The organism is Ramlibacter tataouinensis (assembly GCF_027941915.1).
In the GTDB taxonomy this organism is placed as follows: Bacteria; Pseudomonadota; Gammaproteobacteria; order Burkholderiales; family Burkholderiaceae_C; genus Ramlibacter; species Ramlibacter tataouinensis_C.
Genome location: NZ_CP116009.1, coordinates 4,215,499 through 4,228,890 on the forward strand (window position 1 = coordinate 4,215,499; position 13,392 = coordinate 4,228,890).

The 13,392-nt window shown below is 70.6% G+C and carries 14 protein-coding genes; 7 read left to right on the top strand and 7 right to left on the bottom strand.

Going from position 1 to position 13,392, the window contains the following annotated elements; translation table 11 throughout:
- Positions 1–19: 19 nt before the first annotated feature.
- The 3 genes from PE066_RS20260 to PE066_RS20270 are packed head-to-tail and all read right to left on the bottom strand — an operon-like array spanning position 20 to position 3,137.
- Entirely contained in the window at positions 20–715 is a 696-nt protein-coding gene (locus PE066_RS20260; RefSeq protein WP_271234319.1) for a fumarylacetoacetate hydrolase family protein, read from the bottom strand.
- Entirely contained in the window at positions 712–1,767 is a 1,056-nt protein-coding gene (gene gtdA / locus PE066_RS20265) for a gentisate 1,2-dioxygenase (RefSeq protein ID WP_271234320.1), read from the bottom strand. The genes PE066_RS20260 and gtdA overlap by 4 nt, the downstream gene beginning before the upstream one ends.
- A 23-nt stretch (positions 1,768–1,790) precedes the next feature.
- Entirely contained in the window at positions 1,791–3,137 is a 1,347-nt protein-coding gene (locus PE066_RS20270; protein ID WP_271234321.1) for an FAD-dependent oxidoreductase, read from the bottom strand.
- 138 nt (positions 3,138–3,275) lie between these two features.
- Here PE066_RS20270 and PE066_RS20275 point away from each other — a divergent pair, with 138 nt between their 5' ends.
- On the top strand, positions 3,276–3,716 hold the full coding sequence (locus tag PE066_RS20275; RefSeq protein ID WP_271234322.1) for a MarR family winged helix-turn-helix transcriptional regulator: 441 nt from the start codon (positions 3,276–3,278) through the stop codon (positions 3,714–3,716).
- A gap of 99 nt (positions 3,717–3,815) precedes the next feature.
- Positions 3,816–4,541 carry an OmpA family protein gene (locus PE066_RS20280; protein ID WP_271234323.1) on the top strand — a complete coding sequence of 242 codons (726 nt, stop codon included), beginning with the start codon at positions 3,816–3,818 and terminating at the stop codon, positions 4,539–4,541.
- A 59-nt stretch (positions 4,542–4,600) separates the two neighbouring features.
- Here PE066_RS20280 and PE066_RS20285 read toward each other — a convergent pair whose 3' ends face one another.
- The 3 genes from PE066_RS20285 to PE066_RS20295 are packed head-to-tail and all read right to left on the bottom strand — an operon-like array spanning position 4,601 to position 7,801.
- Entirely contained in the window at positions 4,601–4,927 is a 327-nt protein-coding gene (locus tag PE066_RS20285) for a 2Fe-2S iron-sulfur cluster-binding protein (RefSeq protein ID WP_271234324.1), read from the bottom strand.
- A gap of 10 nt (positions 4,928–4,937) precedes the next feature.
- Positions 4,938–6,416, bottom strand: coding sequence for a glutamine synthetase family protein (locus PE066_RS20290; RefSeq protein ID WP_271234325.1), 1,479 nt, complete (start codon positions 6,414–6,416; stop codon positions 4,938–4,940).
- On the bottom strand, positions 6,413–7,801 hold the full coding sequence (locus tag PE066_RS20295; RefSeq protein WP_271234326.1) for a Rieske 2Fe-2S domain-containing protein: 1,389 nt from the start codon (positions 7,799–7,801) through the stop codon (positions 6,413–6,415). The genes PE066_RS20290 and PE066_RS20295 overlap by 4 nt, the downstream gene beginning before the upstream one ends.
- A gap of 56 nt (positions 7,802–7,857) precedes the next feature.
- On the opposite strand from PE066_RS20295, the gene PE066_RS20300 reads away from it, so the two are divergent.
- Genes PE066_RS20300 through pgeF form a run of 3 tightly spaced genes read left to right on the top strand, consistent with a single transcriptional unit; the run spans position 7,858 to position 10,052 of the window.
- Entirely contained in the window at positions 7,858–8,580 is a 723-nt protein-coding gene (locus PE066_RS20300; RefSeq protein WP_271234327.1) for a GntR family transcriptional regulator, read from the top strand.
- A gap of 36 nt (positions 8,581–8,616) precedes the next feature.
- The gene (gene maiA / locus PE066_RS20305; RefSeq protein WP_271234328.1) at positions 8,617–9,258 is read left to right on the top strand and encodes a maleylacetoacetate isomerase; all 642 of its coding nucleotides are present in this window, start codon (positions 8,617–8,619) and stop codon (positions 9,256–9,258) included.
- A 26-nt stretch (positions 9,259–9,284) separates the two neighbouring features.
- Positions 9,285–10,052, top strand: a complete 768-nt coding sequence (gene pgeF / locus PE066_RS20310; RefSeq protein ID WP_271234329.1) for a peptidoglycan editing factor PgeF — start codon at positions 9,285–9,287, stop codon at positions 10,050–10,052.
- Here pgeF and PE066_RS20315 read toward each other — a convergent pair.
- On the bottom strand, positions 9,984–10,295 hold the full coding sequence (locus PE066_RS20315; protein WP_271236629.1) for a hypothetical protein: 312 nt from the start codon (positions 10,293–10,295) through the stop codon (positions 9,984–9,986). The genes pgeF and PE066_RS20315 overlap by 69 nt on opposite strands.
- Positions 10,296–10,390: 95 nt before the next feature.
- Here PE066_RS20315 and phaC point away from each other — a divergent pair, with 95 nt between their 5' ends.
- Positions 10,391–12,112 (top strand): class I poly(R)-hydroxyalkanoic acid synthase, encoded by a 1,722-nt coding sequence (gene phaC, locus PE066_RS20320; protein ID WP_271234330.1) that lies wholly within the window; start codon positions 10,391–10,393, stop codon positions 12,110–12,112.
- A 52-nt stretch (positions 12,113–12,164) separates the two neighbouring features.
- Entirely contained in the window at positions 12,165–13,349 is a 1,185-nt protein-coding gene (locus PE066_RS20325; protein ID WP_271234331.1) for an acetyl-CoA C-acetyltransferase, read from the top strand.
- The last annotated feature ends 43 nt before the right edge of the window (positions 13,350–13,392 follow it).

Genomic DNA, 13,392 nt, shown 5'->3' on the forward strand with positions numbered 1-13,392 from the left:
GGCCGTCGCCTGGCGCGCCTCAGGCGATGCGCACGCGCAGCTCGCCCAGGCCGTCCACGCCGCCCACCAGCGTGTCGCCCGACGCCACGGCAGCCACGCCCTCGGGCGTGCCGGTGAAGATCAGGTCGCCGGGCGCCAGCTCCCAGGCGGCCGACAGGTGCTCGATGGTTTCACCGATGTTCCAGATCAGCTTGGAGACGTTGCTGCGCTGGCGGTCCTGGCCGTTGACCTGCAGCCAGATCGCGGCGTTGACGACGTCGCCGGCCTGGTCCGCCGGGGTGATCGGGCCCATCGGGCCGGACTGGTCGTAGGCCTTGCCGATGTCCCAGGGCCGGCCCTGCTTCTTCATCTCGCCCTGCAGGTCGCGGCGCGTCATGTCCAGGCCGATGCCGTAGCCGAAGATGTGCTTGTGCGCGTCGGCGGCCTTGATGTTGCGCCCGCCGGTGCCGATGGCCACCACCAGCTCGATCTCGTGGTGCAGGTTCTTGGTGAGCGTGGGGTAGGGGATGGAACCGGTCTCGCCCTGCGCCACCGGCACGATGGCGTCGGCCGGCTTGAGGAAGAAGAAGGGCGGCTCGCGGCCGGTGAAGCCCATTTCCTGGGCGTGCTCGACGTAGTTGCGGCCGACGCAATAGACGCGGCGGACCGGGAAGCGCTCGGCGCGGCCCAGCACCGGAACGGATGTGACCGCGGGGGCGGCGAAGACGTAGCTCATGACAACCTTTCTTCTCTGTGGATGGCCAGCGCCTGGTGCACCGGCCGGTCGGAAAAACTGAACAGCACGCAGCCGCCCGGCGAAGACAGGCGGGCGGTGTGCCAGGACGGGATGACGAAATGGTCGCGCGGCCCGAAGTCGAAGCGCCAGCGCTGCTCGCCCGCTTCGACCTCGACGCTGCCGGAGCCTTCGACCACGCTGTAGACCGCGCCGTCGGTCTGGCGCCAGCACTTGCCGGCAAAACCCGCCGGCAGCTTCTGCATGAAGGTGGCCATGGTCGGCATCGGGTAGCCGCCGGTCAGCGGGTTCACGTAGCGCAGCTTGACGCCGTCCCAGGCGTCGATCGGGGCGTCGCGCTCCAGTTGCTCCAGCGCCTGGCGGCTGCGCTCGTACGGGTAGCTGAAGATCGGCGAGGTGGCGCCGAACGGGGCATCGTGGCGCACCGGCACCATGTTGTGGCCATAGCGCGCGAGGCTGCTGCCTTCGGCGCGCGTCACCTGCTGGGAGCGCGCGGTGTCGTTCTCGGCGAAGCCGGCGTCGAGGAAACGCACCATCGGGATGTCCAGCCCGTCCAGCCACACCACCGGGCCGTCGGCCTCGTTGCCGTGGTCGTGGAAGGTCCAGCTCGGCGTGATGATGAAGTCGCCCGGGTGCATGGTGGTGCGCTCGCCATCGACTGCGGTGTAGGCGCCGCTGCCTTCGACGATGAAGCGCAGCGCGCTTTGCACATGGCGGTGGCTTGGCGCCACTTCGCCTGGCAGGATCAGCTGCAGGCCGGCATACAGCGACTGGGTGGCGGCGGACTGGCCGCGCAGCGCCGGGTTCTCCAGGATCAGCACGCGGCGCACCGCCTCGTCCGCCGTGATGGCCTGGCCGGCGCGCATGAGGAAGGGACGCACCTCGTCGTACTTCCAGTGGGCGGGCACGCAGGGGCTGCGCGGCTGTGGCGGCACCAGCGCATGCAGCACCTCCCACAGCGGCGTCAGGTTGTGCGGGTCCATGTCGCGGTACAGCTGCTGCCGTGCCTGCACGGCGGCGTCGGGCGCGTTCATTGGCAGTCTCCTGGCGGTTGGAATCAGTCTTCGCGGCCGAGCCAAGCGCCGTGCGCTTCGAGCCGGGCCTGCAGGGCGCCGACATCGACGGCGGCGGCGCTGCTGCCGGCCGAGAGGGCGAGGTCGGCCGCGCTGCCGGCCGCCTGCCCCATGACGAAGCAGGCGCCGGTCACTCGGGCGGCGGATTGTGCCTCGTGCGACATCGAGGCGCAGCGGCCGGCCACCCAGAGGTTGTCGACGCCCTGCGGCACGACCATGCGGTAGGGCAGGTGGTTGAAGCCGCGGCTTTGCGGGATCGGCGGCCAGCGGAATTCGACGTCGCCCTTCAGGTGCAACTCCAGCGGCCAGCCGTTGACGCCGATGGTGTCGTCGAAACTGGCGCAGCCCAGCACGTCCGCCTCGGTGAGCTGGTACAGGCCGCGCATGCGGCGCGTCTCGCGGATGCCGACCTGTGCCGGCAGGTCCACGATGTAGCTGCGCTCGAAGCCCGGCACCTCGCGCAGGAAGCCGGCCACGCTCGCGATCTGCCGGCGCCCCTGCAGCTCGGCCTGGGTCAGTGCGTCGGCATCGGTGCCGTCCAGCGCGTTGCCGCGCTCGTCGGCCAGTTGCGTGAGGTTGACGCGCCACTCGATGCCGCTCTTTTGCGGCCGCACGATCGGCGTCTTGCGCGGAAAGCGATGGCGGCCTTCGGCCTCGGCCTGGAGCATCAGGCCGGGAATCGTCTCCCAGGCCTTGCCGGCGCGCTGCGGGTCGATGTCGTTGAGGCGGAACAGGGTGGACGGGTAGAGGAAGTTGCCGGCGCCGTCGCCCATGTCGTACGGCACGCCGGCCCAGGCCGCCAGGTCGCCGTCGCCGGAGGCGTCGATGAAGGCGCGGCCCAGCACGGCCCGGCGTCCCGATTTGGTCTCGAGCAGCAGGGCGCCGATGCGGCCGGGCGCGTCCATCACGACGCCCGCCGCCAGCGCATGGAACAGCAGCTTCACGCCGGCCGACTGCATCAGCTGGTCGGCGGCGATCTTGTAGGCCGGCGTGTCGTAGGCCTGTGCCACGGTCTTGCCGAACAGGGCATGGGGCGCATTCAGGCCGCCGAGGGCATCGATGCGCGCCAGCAGCTCGGTGGCGACGCCGTGCACCACCTGGCGGATCTCGCCGTGCACGTTGGCGTGCAGGCCGCAGAAGTTGGTGACGCCGGCGGCGGTGCCCATGCCGCCGAGGAACCCGTAGCGCTCCACCAGCAGGGTGCTGCGGCCGGCCTGCGCGGCGGCGACGGCCGCCGCCATGCCGGCCGGGCCGCCGCCGAGCACGACCACGTCGTACTCGCCATAGATCGGGGTCTGGCGGCTGGGCTCGGTCAGGCTGTGGGGCGGCATGGATGATCTCAAGGGAAAGGTGCGAAGGCCCGTGGGGGCAAGTTGTCCGGAGTTCGGGGTGAACTGCTAAGCATACATACTATGACGCAGCTGCCCATCGGGGTTGGCCCGCGCGGCGGCTGGCTACACTGGCGCCCCATGCCCAAGAGCTACGACTTCGAGCATGCGCCCGGCTACCTGATCCGGCGCGCGCACCAGGTCGCCGTGGCCGTCTTCATGGAAGAGACCGGCGAGCACGAGGTCACGCCGGTGCAGTTCGCCATCCTCAATGCGCTGATGGCCGCCCCCGGCGAGGACCAGGTCACCCTGGCCACCAAGGTCGCGTTCGATGCCGCCACCTTCGGTTCGGTGATCGGCCGGCTCGAGGCCCGGGGCTGGGTCTGGCGCGAGCCCGATCCCGCCGACCGTCGCCGCAAGCGGCTGTGGGTCACGCCGGAGGGCAAGCAGGCGGCCCAGCGGATGAAGCGCCCCGTGGCCCGGTCGCAGCGGCGCCTGCTCGGGGCGCTGCAACCGCAGGAGCGCGAGGCGCTGCTCGCCTTGCTGGCCAAGCTCGTGCGCGGGCACGAACAGGTCGGCTGAGCCTGGCGGCATTGTCCTGCACGGATCGTTGGCTTCCGCGTGCACGGCGGCACGCGGCGCGGCGTTGAATCGGGGCATCGCCGTCCGTGGAGGTTTGCCATGCACAACCGCATCCGGGTTCCCCGCCACATCCTGCTGAGCGTCACCGCGGCCACTGCCCTGGCCGGCTGCGCCGACATGAACCTGCCGCAGATGAGTCCCACGGCCCGCAACACGGCCATCGGCGCGGGTGTCGGCGCCGTCGCTGGCGGCGTCATCGGCCGTGACGCCGGCAGCGCGGCCGTCGGTGCCGGCCTGGGTGCACTCGGCGGCTACGTCTGGTCCACCCAGATGGAGCGCAAGAAGCAGGAAATGCAGCGGGCCACCGCCGGCACCGGCGTGACCGTGGCGCAGACGCCTGACAACCAGCTCAAGCTCGACATCCCGAGCGACATTTCCTTCGACACCGGCCGCGCCGACATCAAGCCGAACCTGCGCCCGGTCCTCGACCAGTTCGCCACCGGCCTGTCGAGCCAGCCGAACACCGAGGTGCGCATCGTCGGCCATACCGACAGCACCGGCTCGGATGCCATCAACGACCCGTTGTCGCAGCGGCGTGCCGATGCCGCGCGCAGCTACCTGGCCGAACGCGGCATCGATCCGCGGCGCATCGTCACCAGTGGTCGCGGCAGCCACGAGCCGGTTGCCGACAACAACAGCGACGCCGGCCGCGCCAGGAACCGCCGGGTGGAGATCTTCCTGGGCGAGCGGGCCAATGTCGCGGGCGGACCGGCACCGCAGCCGGCACCCGCGAGCCCGGGCATTCCGGCCACCCAGGTGCGCTGAACCGGCGCAGGGTCCGGTGGGCTGCCGGGTCGCGGTCGGCTCTGCCGCGCAGAGCACCGTCAGTTCTGCGTGGCCGGCAGGTCCACCGTCAGGCCGTCCAGCGCCGGCTCGAGCCGGATCTGGCAGGACAAGCGGCTGTTCGCCTGGCGCGGCGACGCGGTGAACGCCAGCATGCCCTGTTCGTCGCCATCGGCCGGCGGCAGCATCGCGGCGAACGGCTCGCGCACGTACACGTGGCAGGTCGCGCAGGTCAGCAGCCCGCCGCACTCGGCGTCGATGCCCGGGGCGTTGGCCGCCACGGCCGCCTGCATCAGGCTCTGGCCGGGCTTGCCTTGAAGGGTGACGGGCGTGCCGCCGCCGGCGGGTACCAGGTGGACCTTGATCATGGTTCGGGGTTTAGAAGCGGCTGAAGTATTCGCGGCGCTGGAAGTCGGCGTTGTCCTCGGCCTGCAGGTGGCGCTGCAGTTCCGATTGCTTGACGTTGCAGAAGTAGTCGACGAAGGACTGGCCGAACCCTTCCACCATCACGGCGTCGGCCTGCAGGGCCTCCAGCGCATCGCCCAGGCTGGTCGGGATGCGCTCGCCCGAGACGCCGTAGGGCGAGTCGGTGGCGGGCGGCGCCTCCAGGTGCTGCTCGATGCCGTCCAGCCCGGCGTGGATCTGCGAGGCCAGGTACAGGTAGGGATTGGCGGCCGGCTCGCCGATGCGGTTCTCGATGCGGGTGGCCTTGTCGCCGCATTCGCCCACCACGCGCAGCATGGCGCCGCGGTTGTCGCGGCCCCACAGCACCGACTGCGGCGCCAGCGCGTTGGGCCGGAAGCGGCCGAAGCCGTTCACGGTGGGCGTGCAGAACACGGCCATTGCGCGCGCGTGCGCCAGCAGGCCGGCCAGGTAGTTCTCGCCCAGCTCCGACAGCGTGTGGCCCGCGTCGTCCGGCAGGCTGCCCGGCGCCGGCGCTTCCCGCACGAAGGCGTTGCGGCCGGTCTGCGCATCGACCAGCGACTGGTGCAGGTGCCAGCCGCTGGACATGATGTTGGGAAAGGGCGGCCGGCACATGAAGGTGGCGTGGTAGCCGGCGCGGCGCAGCGCCTGCCGCACGCCGTTGCGGAACAGCACCATGTTGTCGGCGGCGGCGAGGGCGTCGGTGACGTCGAACACCGCTTCCACCTGGCTCGGGCCCAGCTCGATCTCCAGCGACAGCAGCGGCAGGCCGAGCGCCTGCGCGGTGTGCTGCACGATGCGCAGCGGCTCCTCGGCCAGGTCGAACCAGTTCTCGGTCAGCAGGTTGTAGCCGGGGTGGATCAACCGCACGGCCGGCGGCAGGCCGGGCCAGGCCGCCTGGTCGGGGTCGAGCTGGGCGGCGGTGTCCTCGATGCGGTAGATGTGGAACTCGATCTCCAGCCCGCAGCGCATGCGCAGGCCGGCGCGCTCGAGCCGCTGCAGCGCGCGCTGCAGCACGCGCCGCGTGTCCAGCTCGACCGGCTGGCCGTCCTGGAACCAGGGCTGGGCACGCAACCAGCCGCTGCCCGGCGACCAGGGCAGCTGGCGCAGGCTTTCCGGCTCGGGCAGCAGCACCAGGTTGTTGGCGAAGCCGAAGCCGGGCAGGGTGGCGGTGCCGCCCGGCTCGAACACCTTGTAGGCCGTGCGGTCCGAGGTGTCCTTGAGCATCAGCGTGCTGACCATGCCGACGCCGTCGTCGAAGGCGCGGCGGGCGGCCGAGGCGACCAGCGTCTTGCCGCGCGTCACGCCGTGCAGGTCGCACCAGGCGACGCGCACCAGCTCCAGGCCGTCGGTGCCGATCTGCCGGGTAGCGCGCTGGGTCGCTTCCTCGCGGGCGGCGTCGTGCAGGCCGCAGCGCTGGGCAAACGTCGTCATGCGGTCTCCGCGGCGGCCGGGGCCTTGGCGATCCAGGGTGCGCCGTCGCGCTTGGCCTGCACGCGCGCCTGCCACCACGTCGGCCACTCGCCGGCGGGGGCGATGCCGTCGACGGTGTCCGGCCCGACCATCTGCGCCGCCAGCGAAGCGTCGGCCACGCCCGGCGCGGTGCCGCCGGCCTGCACGGTCTCGATCGCCTTGAGCAGCATGCGGCGGTTGGCCATGATCACCTTGTCGGTGGTGCCCAGGTGCTCGCGCGTGCGGTCCTGGATCGGGCCCATGCTCTCCACTGCCCACTGGTCGTGCACGTTGATGTCTTCCTCGCCCATGCCCAGGTAGGTCTGCGAGCGCTGTTCGTCGGCGTTGAAGCCCCAGTTGTTGTGGCGGCCGGACTTGGGGATGTAGTCGGGCAGCGAGACGAACTGCAGCCGCTGGTTGCGCATTGCTTCCTTGTCGACCGGGCCGGCGAAGCTGGTGAAGATGGAATACCAGTAGGTGTGGGTGTCGTCCACCGGCACGTGCATCTGGGTGATCGTCAGCGTCTCGGACAGCGGGATGACGAAGGTGTGCGGGAAGATCGCGTTGGTGATGCGCACGTGCGTGAGCTCGTCCGTCATCGGCCGCAGCGCCGTCAGCCGCAGGCCCCAGGGCATGGACTCGAAGCTGATCTCGGGCTGGCAGAACTCGCGCATGATGCGCGTCATCGGCCAGCGCTCGCCGCCGGCGGCCTCGCCGGCGCTGGCGCTGCGGAACTGCTTGCCGGCGGCGTTGTCGCCGATTGCGTCCAGCGGGGCGTCGTTCAGGAAGCGGTGCAGGAACGACGGGTGGGCCGGATCGATCCCGACTTCGAAGGCCTGCAGCCAGTTGGCGTTCCACAGCCCCTTGAAGGCGAAGGTGTGGCTGGCCGGCGCCGCGAAGCAATCGAAGTGCGGGAACGGCGGCGGCTCGCTGCCGGCCTCGCCGAACCAGCCGAACAGCACGCCGCTTTTCTCCACCACCGGGTAGCTGCGCTGGCTGACCCGCTCGCACAGCTTGCTGCCGGCCGGCTCGCCCGGCGTTTCCAGGCAGGCGCCGGCGGCATCGAACTTCCAGCCGTGGAAGGGGCAGCGCAGGCCGTCGCCCTCGAGCCGGCCGAAGGACAGGTCGGCGTTGCGGTGCGGGCAGTCGCGGTCCAGCAGGCCCCAGCGGCCCTGGTCGTCGCGGAACAGCACCAGGTCCTGGCCCAGCACGCGCACGGCCTTGACCGGCCGCCCGGCCATGCGCGGGTCCAGCGCCGGGTCGAACTCGTCCACCAGCGCGACGGGCTGCCAGTACTGGCGCAACACGGCCCCGCAGGCCGTGCCCGGGCCGATGCGCGTGACGAGTTCGTTCTGCTCTGCCTTCATGGGGCTTCCTTCCTAAACGGTATACCGATTTGAAAGTTCAGTGTACAGTTGCTCCCATGAACCTGCAAGAGACCGTGCTGATGCAGCTGCGCGACCTGATCCTGCGGGGCGAGTTCGCCCCCGGCCAGCGCCTGGCCGAGCAGCAGCTGGCCGAGCGCCTGGGCGCCTCGCGCACCCCGGTGCGCGGGGCCTTGGTCACGCTGGAACAGGAAGGGCTGGTCGAGGCCAACGAGACCGGCAAGTACCTGGTGCGCCAGTACACGCCGCGCGAAGTGGCCGACGCGATCGCGGTGCGCGGCCACCTGGAAGGCATGGCGGCGCGGCTGGTGGCCGAGCATGGCGTGTCGCGCCAGCTGCAGCTGGACCTGGAAGCCTGCCTGGCCGATGGCGACCGCCTGCTCGCTGCCGATCCGCTCGGCTACGAGAACTACGCCGGCTACGCCGCGATGAACGACCGCTTCCATGCGCTGGTGCTCGAAGCCAGCGGCAACCGCGCCCTGCAGCGCGCGATCGCCCTGAACAACGCGCTGCCGTTCGCGCCTGCGTCGGCGACGCTGCCCATGATGTCCACCGCCGAGCAGGATCGCGAGTGGATGCTGTATGCGCACCGCCAGCACCACATGCTGTTCGACGCCCTGCGCCGCGGCGAGGGCGCGCGGGCACAGGCGCTGGCGGTGGAGCACACCGAGGTTGCGCAGATGAACATGCGGCTGGCGCTGGAGCGGCGCAGCGAGACCGAGCGCGTGCTGCCGGCGATCCGGCTGGTGGTGGGCGGCTGAGGCCGCGGCGGGCACCGGCGGTTTATCCTCGCCGGCATGAAGCTGCACAACTACTTCCGCTCCTCGGCCTCGTTCCGCGTGCGCATCGCGCTGGCGCTCAAGGGCCTGCCTTACGAGTACCTGCCGGTGCACCTCGCCAAGGGCGAGCACAAGCAGCCGGGCTACGCCCGGGTGTCGCCCTCGCTGCTGGTGCCGACGCTGGAAACCGACGGCGGCGAGCGGCTGGGCCAGTCGATGGCGATCATCGAATACCTGGACGAGACGCACCCGCAACCGCCGCTGCTGCCGGCCGACCCGCTGGCCCGCGCCCGGGTGCGCGCGCTGGCGCAGCTGGTCGCCTGCGAGATCCACCCGCTCAACAACCTGCGCGTGCTCAAGTACCTGGTCCACGACCTGAAGGTCAGCGAGGACGCCAAGAACGCCTGGTACCGGCACTGGGTGCGCGAAGGCCTGCTGGCGTTCGAGCGCGAACTGCAGCAGCTGCCGCGCGGCACCTACTGCTTCGGCGACACGCCCACGCTGGCCGATTGCTGCCTGGTGCCTCAGGTCTTCAACGGCAAGCGCTTCGGCGCCGACTTCTCCGGCCTGGACCGCACCATGGCGGCGTTCGAGGCCTGCATGCAGCACCCGGCCTTCATCCAGGCGCAGCCCTCGAGCTGCCCGGACAACGAGGCCTGAGCCACACGAAGGCAGGAGCTGCGGGCGTGATCGTTCCCGACTGGCCGGCGCCGCCCGGCGTGCTCAGCCTGCTGTCGCTGCGCGAGGGCGGCGTCTCGCATCCGCCCTACGACAGCCTGAACCTGGGCGACCACGTGGGCGACGACCCGGCCGCGGTGGCCGAGAACCGGCGGCGCTTCGCCGCGACGCTCGGTGCGCGGCCGGTGTTCCTGAAGCAGGTGCACGGCTCGCGGGCAGCGCACCTCGATCGCGACAGCGTCGATGGCCTGGAGGCCGACGCGTGCTGGACGAACGAGCCGGGCGTCGCCTGCACCATCATGGTGGCCGACTGCCTGCCCGTGCTGCTGGCCGACCGCGAAGGCCGCGCCGTCGCGGCGGCGCATTGCGGCTGGCGCGGGCTGGCGGGCGAGGGCGGACGCGGCGTGCTGGAGGCCTTGTGGGAAGCGTTCTGGCCCCAGCTCGCCGGCACGCCCGCCGAGGCCGCGGCCCGCACGCTGGCCTGGCTCGGCCCCTGCATCGGACCCGGCGCCTTCGAAGTGGGCGCCGAGGTCAAGGCGGCGTTCGAGTCAGCGGCGCCGGGCGCCGCCACGCGCTTTCGCGCTGCGCCTGCCGGCAAGTGGCTGGCCGACCTGCCCGGGCTGGCGCGCGACCGGCTGCGCGCGCTCGACATCACCCGCCTTCACGGCAACGACGGCAGCGCCGACTGGTGCACCGTCACGCAGGCCTCACGGTTCTTCTCGCACCGGCGCGACCGGATCAGTGGCCGCTTCGCGGCCAGCATCTGGCTGGCCTGAACCGCCGGCCGGGGGCGCTGCCTGGCGCGCCCTCGCGGCCTGCTCAGCTTCGGCCTTCTCGCGCGCCCGGATCGCCCGCTTGCGGGCCGGCGTCGCCATCAGGTAAACCACCAGCGCCACCGGCAACACGCCATACAGCAGGAAGGTGATGATGGCGCCAAGCACGGTGCCGGTGGTGTTGGTGGCTTCGGCCACCGCCATCATCAGGGCCACGTACAGCCAGCCTATGACGACGAGGTACATCGGGACGTCCGGAGTGTTGATGTTGCGATGCAACATGATTGATGAAATACTCCGGCGCAAGACCGAATAAACCGACAAGAGCGCAGGAGACAAGCATGCATTCTCAGACAGACTGGAACGCCATCGCCCAGCGCTTCCATCAGGACCTGGGTGAGGGCTGGAAGAAGGCCATGGAAGCCTTCGCGGGGGGCAAGGGCCTGGAAGCGTTCTCGGGCCTGGGTCCCGCCCTGGTGCATGGCCAGCCGGTGCCGCAGCTGAGCTTCTCGCCGGACAAGCTCGCATCCCTGCAGCAGGCCTACCTGAAGGAAGCATGCGAGCTCTGGAACCACGGGCTGTCCGGCGCCGCCGCCGGTGACAAGCGCTTCAGTTCCGAGGCCTGGGGCAGCAACCCGATCGCCGCGTTCAGCGCCGCCGCCTACCTGCTCAACGGGCGCACCATGCTGGGGTTGGTGGAAGCGGTGGAGACCGACCCCAAGACCAAGGCCCGGCTGCGCTTCGCGGTCGAGCAGTGGATGGCCGCGACCGCGCCGTCCAACTTCCTGGTGCTCAATGCCGAGGCCCAGCAGAAGGCGATCGAGACGCGCGGCGAGAGCATCGCCCGCGGCATGCAGAACCTGCTGAACGACCTGCAGCAGGGCCACGTGTCGATGACCGACGAAAGCCGGTTCGAGGTCGGCCGCAACGTCGCCACCACCGAGGGCGCGGTCGTGTTCCAGAACGAGCTGATCCAGCTGATCGAATACAAGCCCCGCACGGCCAAGGTGTACGAGCGTCCGTTCCTGGTGGTGCCGCCCTGCATCAACAAGTTCTACATCCTCGACCTCCAGCCCGACAACTCGCTGGTGCGGCACCTGGTCGAGCAGGGCCACCGCACCTTCGTGGTGAGCTGGCGCAACCCGGACCCGTCGCTCGGCGACAAGACCTGGGACGACTACGTGGGCGATGGCGTGCTGGAGGCGATCCGCGTGGTGCGCGAGATCGGCGGCGCCAAGCCGGTCAACGCGCTCGGCTTCTGCGTCGGCGGCACGCTGCTGGGCACGGCACTGGGCGTGCTGGCGGCACGGGGCGAAAAACCGTTGGCCAGCGTCACCCTGCTGACCACGCTGCTCGACTTCAGCACCACCGGCATCCTGGACGTCTTCATCGACGAGGCCTCGGTGCGTTTCCGCGAGGCCCAGATGGGCCAGGGCGGCCTGCTCAAGGGCCAGGAACTGGCTTCCACCTTCAGCTTCCTGCGGCCCAACGACCTGGTCTGGAACTACGTGGTGGGCAACTACCTCAAGGGCGAGACGCCGCCGCCGTTCGACCTGCTGTACTGGAACAGCGATTCCACCAACCTGCCCGGGCCGATGTACGCCTGGTACCTGCGCAACACGTACTTCGAGAACAACCTGGTCAAGCCGGCCAGGCTGACCATCTGCGGCGAGAAGCTGGACCTGCGCAAGATCGAGCTGCCGACGTACATCTATGGCTCGCGCGAGGACCACATCGTGCCGATCGAGGGTGCCTATGCCAGCGTCCATGTCCTGCCCGGCAAGAAGCGCTTCGTGATGGGCGCGTCCGGCCACATCGCCGGCGTGATCAACCCGCCGGCGAAGAACAAGCGCTCTTACTGGACCAACGACAAGCTGCCCAAGACCCATGCCGCGTGGGTGGAAGGTGCGAAGGAGCACCCCGGCAGCTGGTGGCCCGACTGGATGGCCTGGCTCAAGCCGCACGCGGGCAAGCAGATTGCCGCGCCGAAGCGCTACGGCAAGGCCGCTGCCTACCAGGCCATCGAGCCCGCGCCCGGGTCCTACGTGAAGGCCAAAGCCTGAAGGCCTGGCTTGCGCCGAGCCCGCAGCCCCTCAGTCCCCCAAGGAGTCCCTCATGCAACACGACATCGTCATCGTCTCCGCCGTCCGCACCGCCGTCGGCAAGTTCGGCGGCACGCTTGCCAAGACGCCCGCCACCGAGCTGGGCTCGATCGTGATCCGCGAGGCGCTGGCCCGTGCCCGGGTCGAGCCGGCGCAGGTCGGTGAAGTGATCATGGGCCAGGTGCTGGCGGCCGGCGCCGGCCAGAACCCGGCGCGCCAGGCCTCGCTCAAGGCCGGGCTGCCCAGGGAAGTGCCCGGGCTCACCATCAACGCCGTCTGCGGCTCCGGCCTCAAGGCCGTGATGCTGGCGGCGCAGGCCATCGCCTGGGGCGACAGCGAGATCGTGGTGGCCGGCGGCCAGGAGAACATGAGCGCGGCGCCGCACGTGCTGCTGGGCTCGCGCGAGGGCCAGCGCATGGGCGACTGGAAGATGATCGATTCGATGATCGTCGACGGCCTGTGGGACGTCTACAACCAGTACCACATGGGCGTGACCGCCGAGAACGTGGCGCGCGAATACGGCATCGCCCGCGACGCCCAGGACGAGCTGGCCCTGGCCAGCCAGAAGAAGGCCATGGCCGCGCAGGACGCGGGCCGCTTCAAGGACGAGATCGTGCCCGTCGCCATTGCGCAGAAGAAGGGCGACCCGGTGCTGTTCGACGCCGACGAGTTCATCAACCGCAAGACCAGTGCCGAGGCGCTGGCCGGCCTGAGGCCTGCGTTCGACAAGGCCGGCAGCGTGACGGCCGGCAATGCCTCGGGCATCAACGACGGCGCCGCCGCCGTGGTGGTGATGTCGGCGCGCAAGGCCGCCGCGCTGGGCCTCAAGCCGCTGGCGCGCATCGCCGGCTTCGCCACGGCGGGGCTGGACCCGGCCACCATGGGCATGGGGCCGGTGCCGGCCTCGCGCAAGGCGCTGCAGCGCGCCGGCTGGAACGCGGAGGACGTCAACCTGTTCGAGCTCAACGAGGCCTTTGCCGCCCAGGCCTGCGCCGTCAACAAGGAGCTCGGCCTGGACCCGGCGCGGGTCAACGTCAACGGTGGCGCCATCGCGCTGGGCCACCCCATCGGTGCATCCGGCTGCCGCGTGCTGGTGACGCTGCTGCACGAGATGCAGCGGCGCGAAGCCAAGAAGGGCCTGGCCGCGCTGTGCATCGGCGGCGGCATGGGAGTTTCCCTCGCGGTCGAACGCGCCTGATTGACTAGAGTGGAGCGGCAGGCCGGCCCGGATGGGCGGCCAC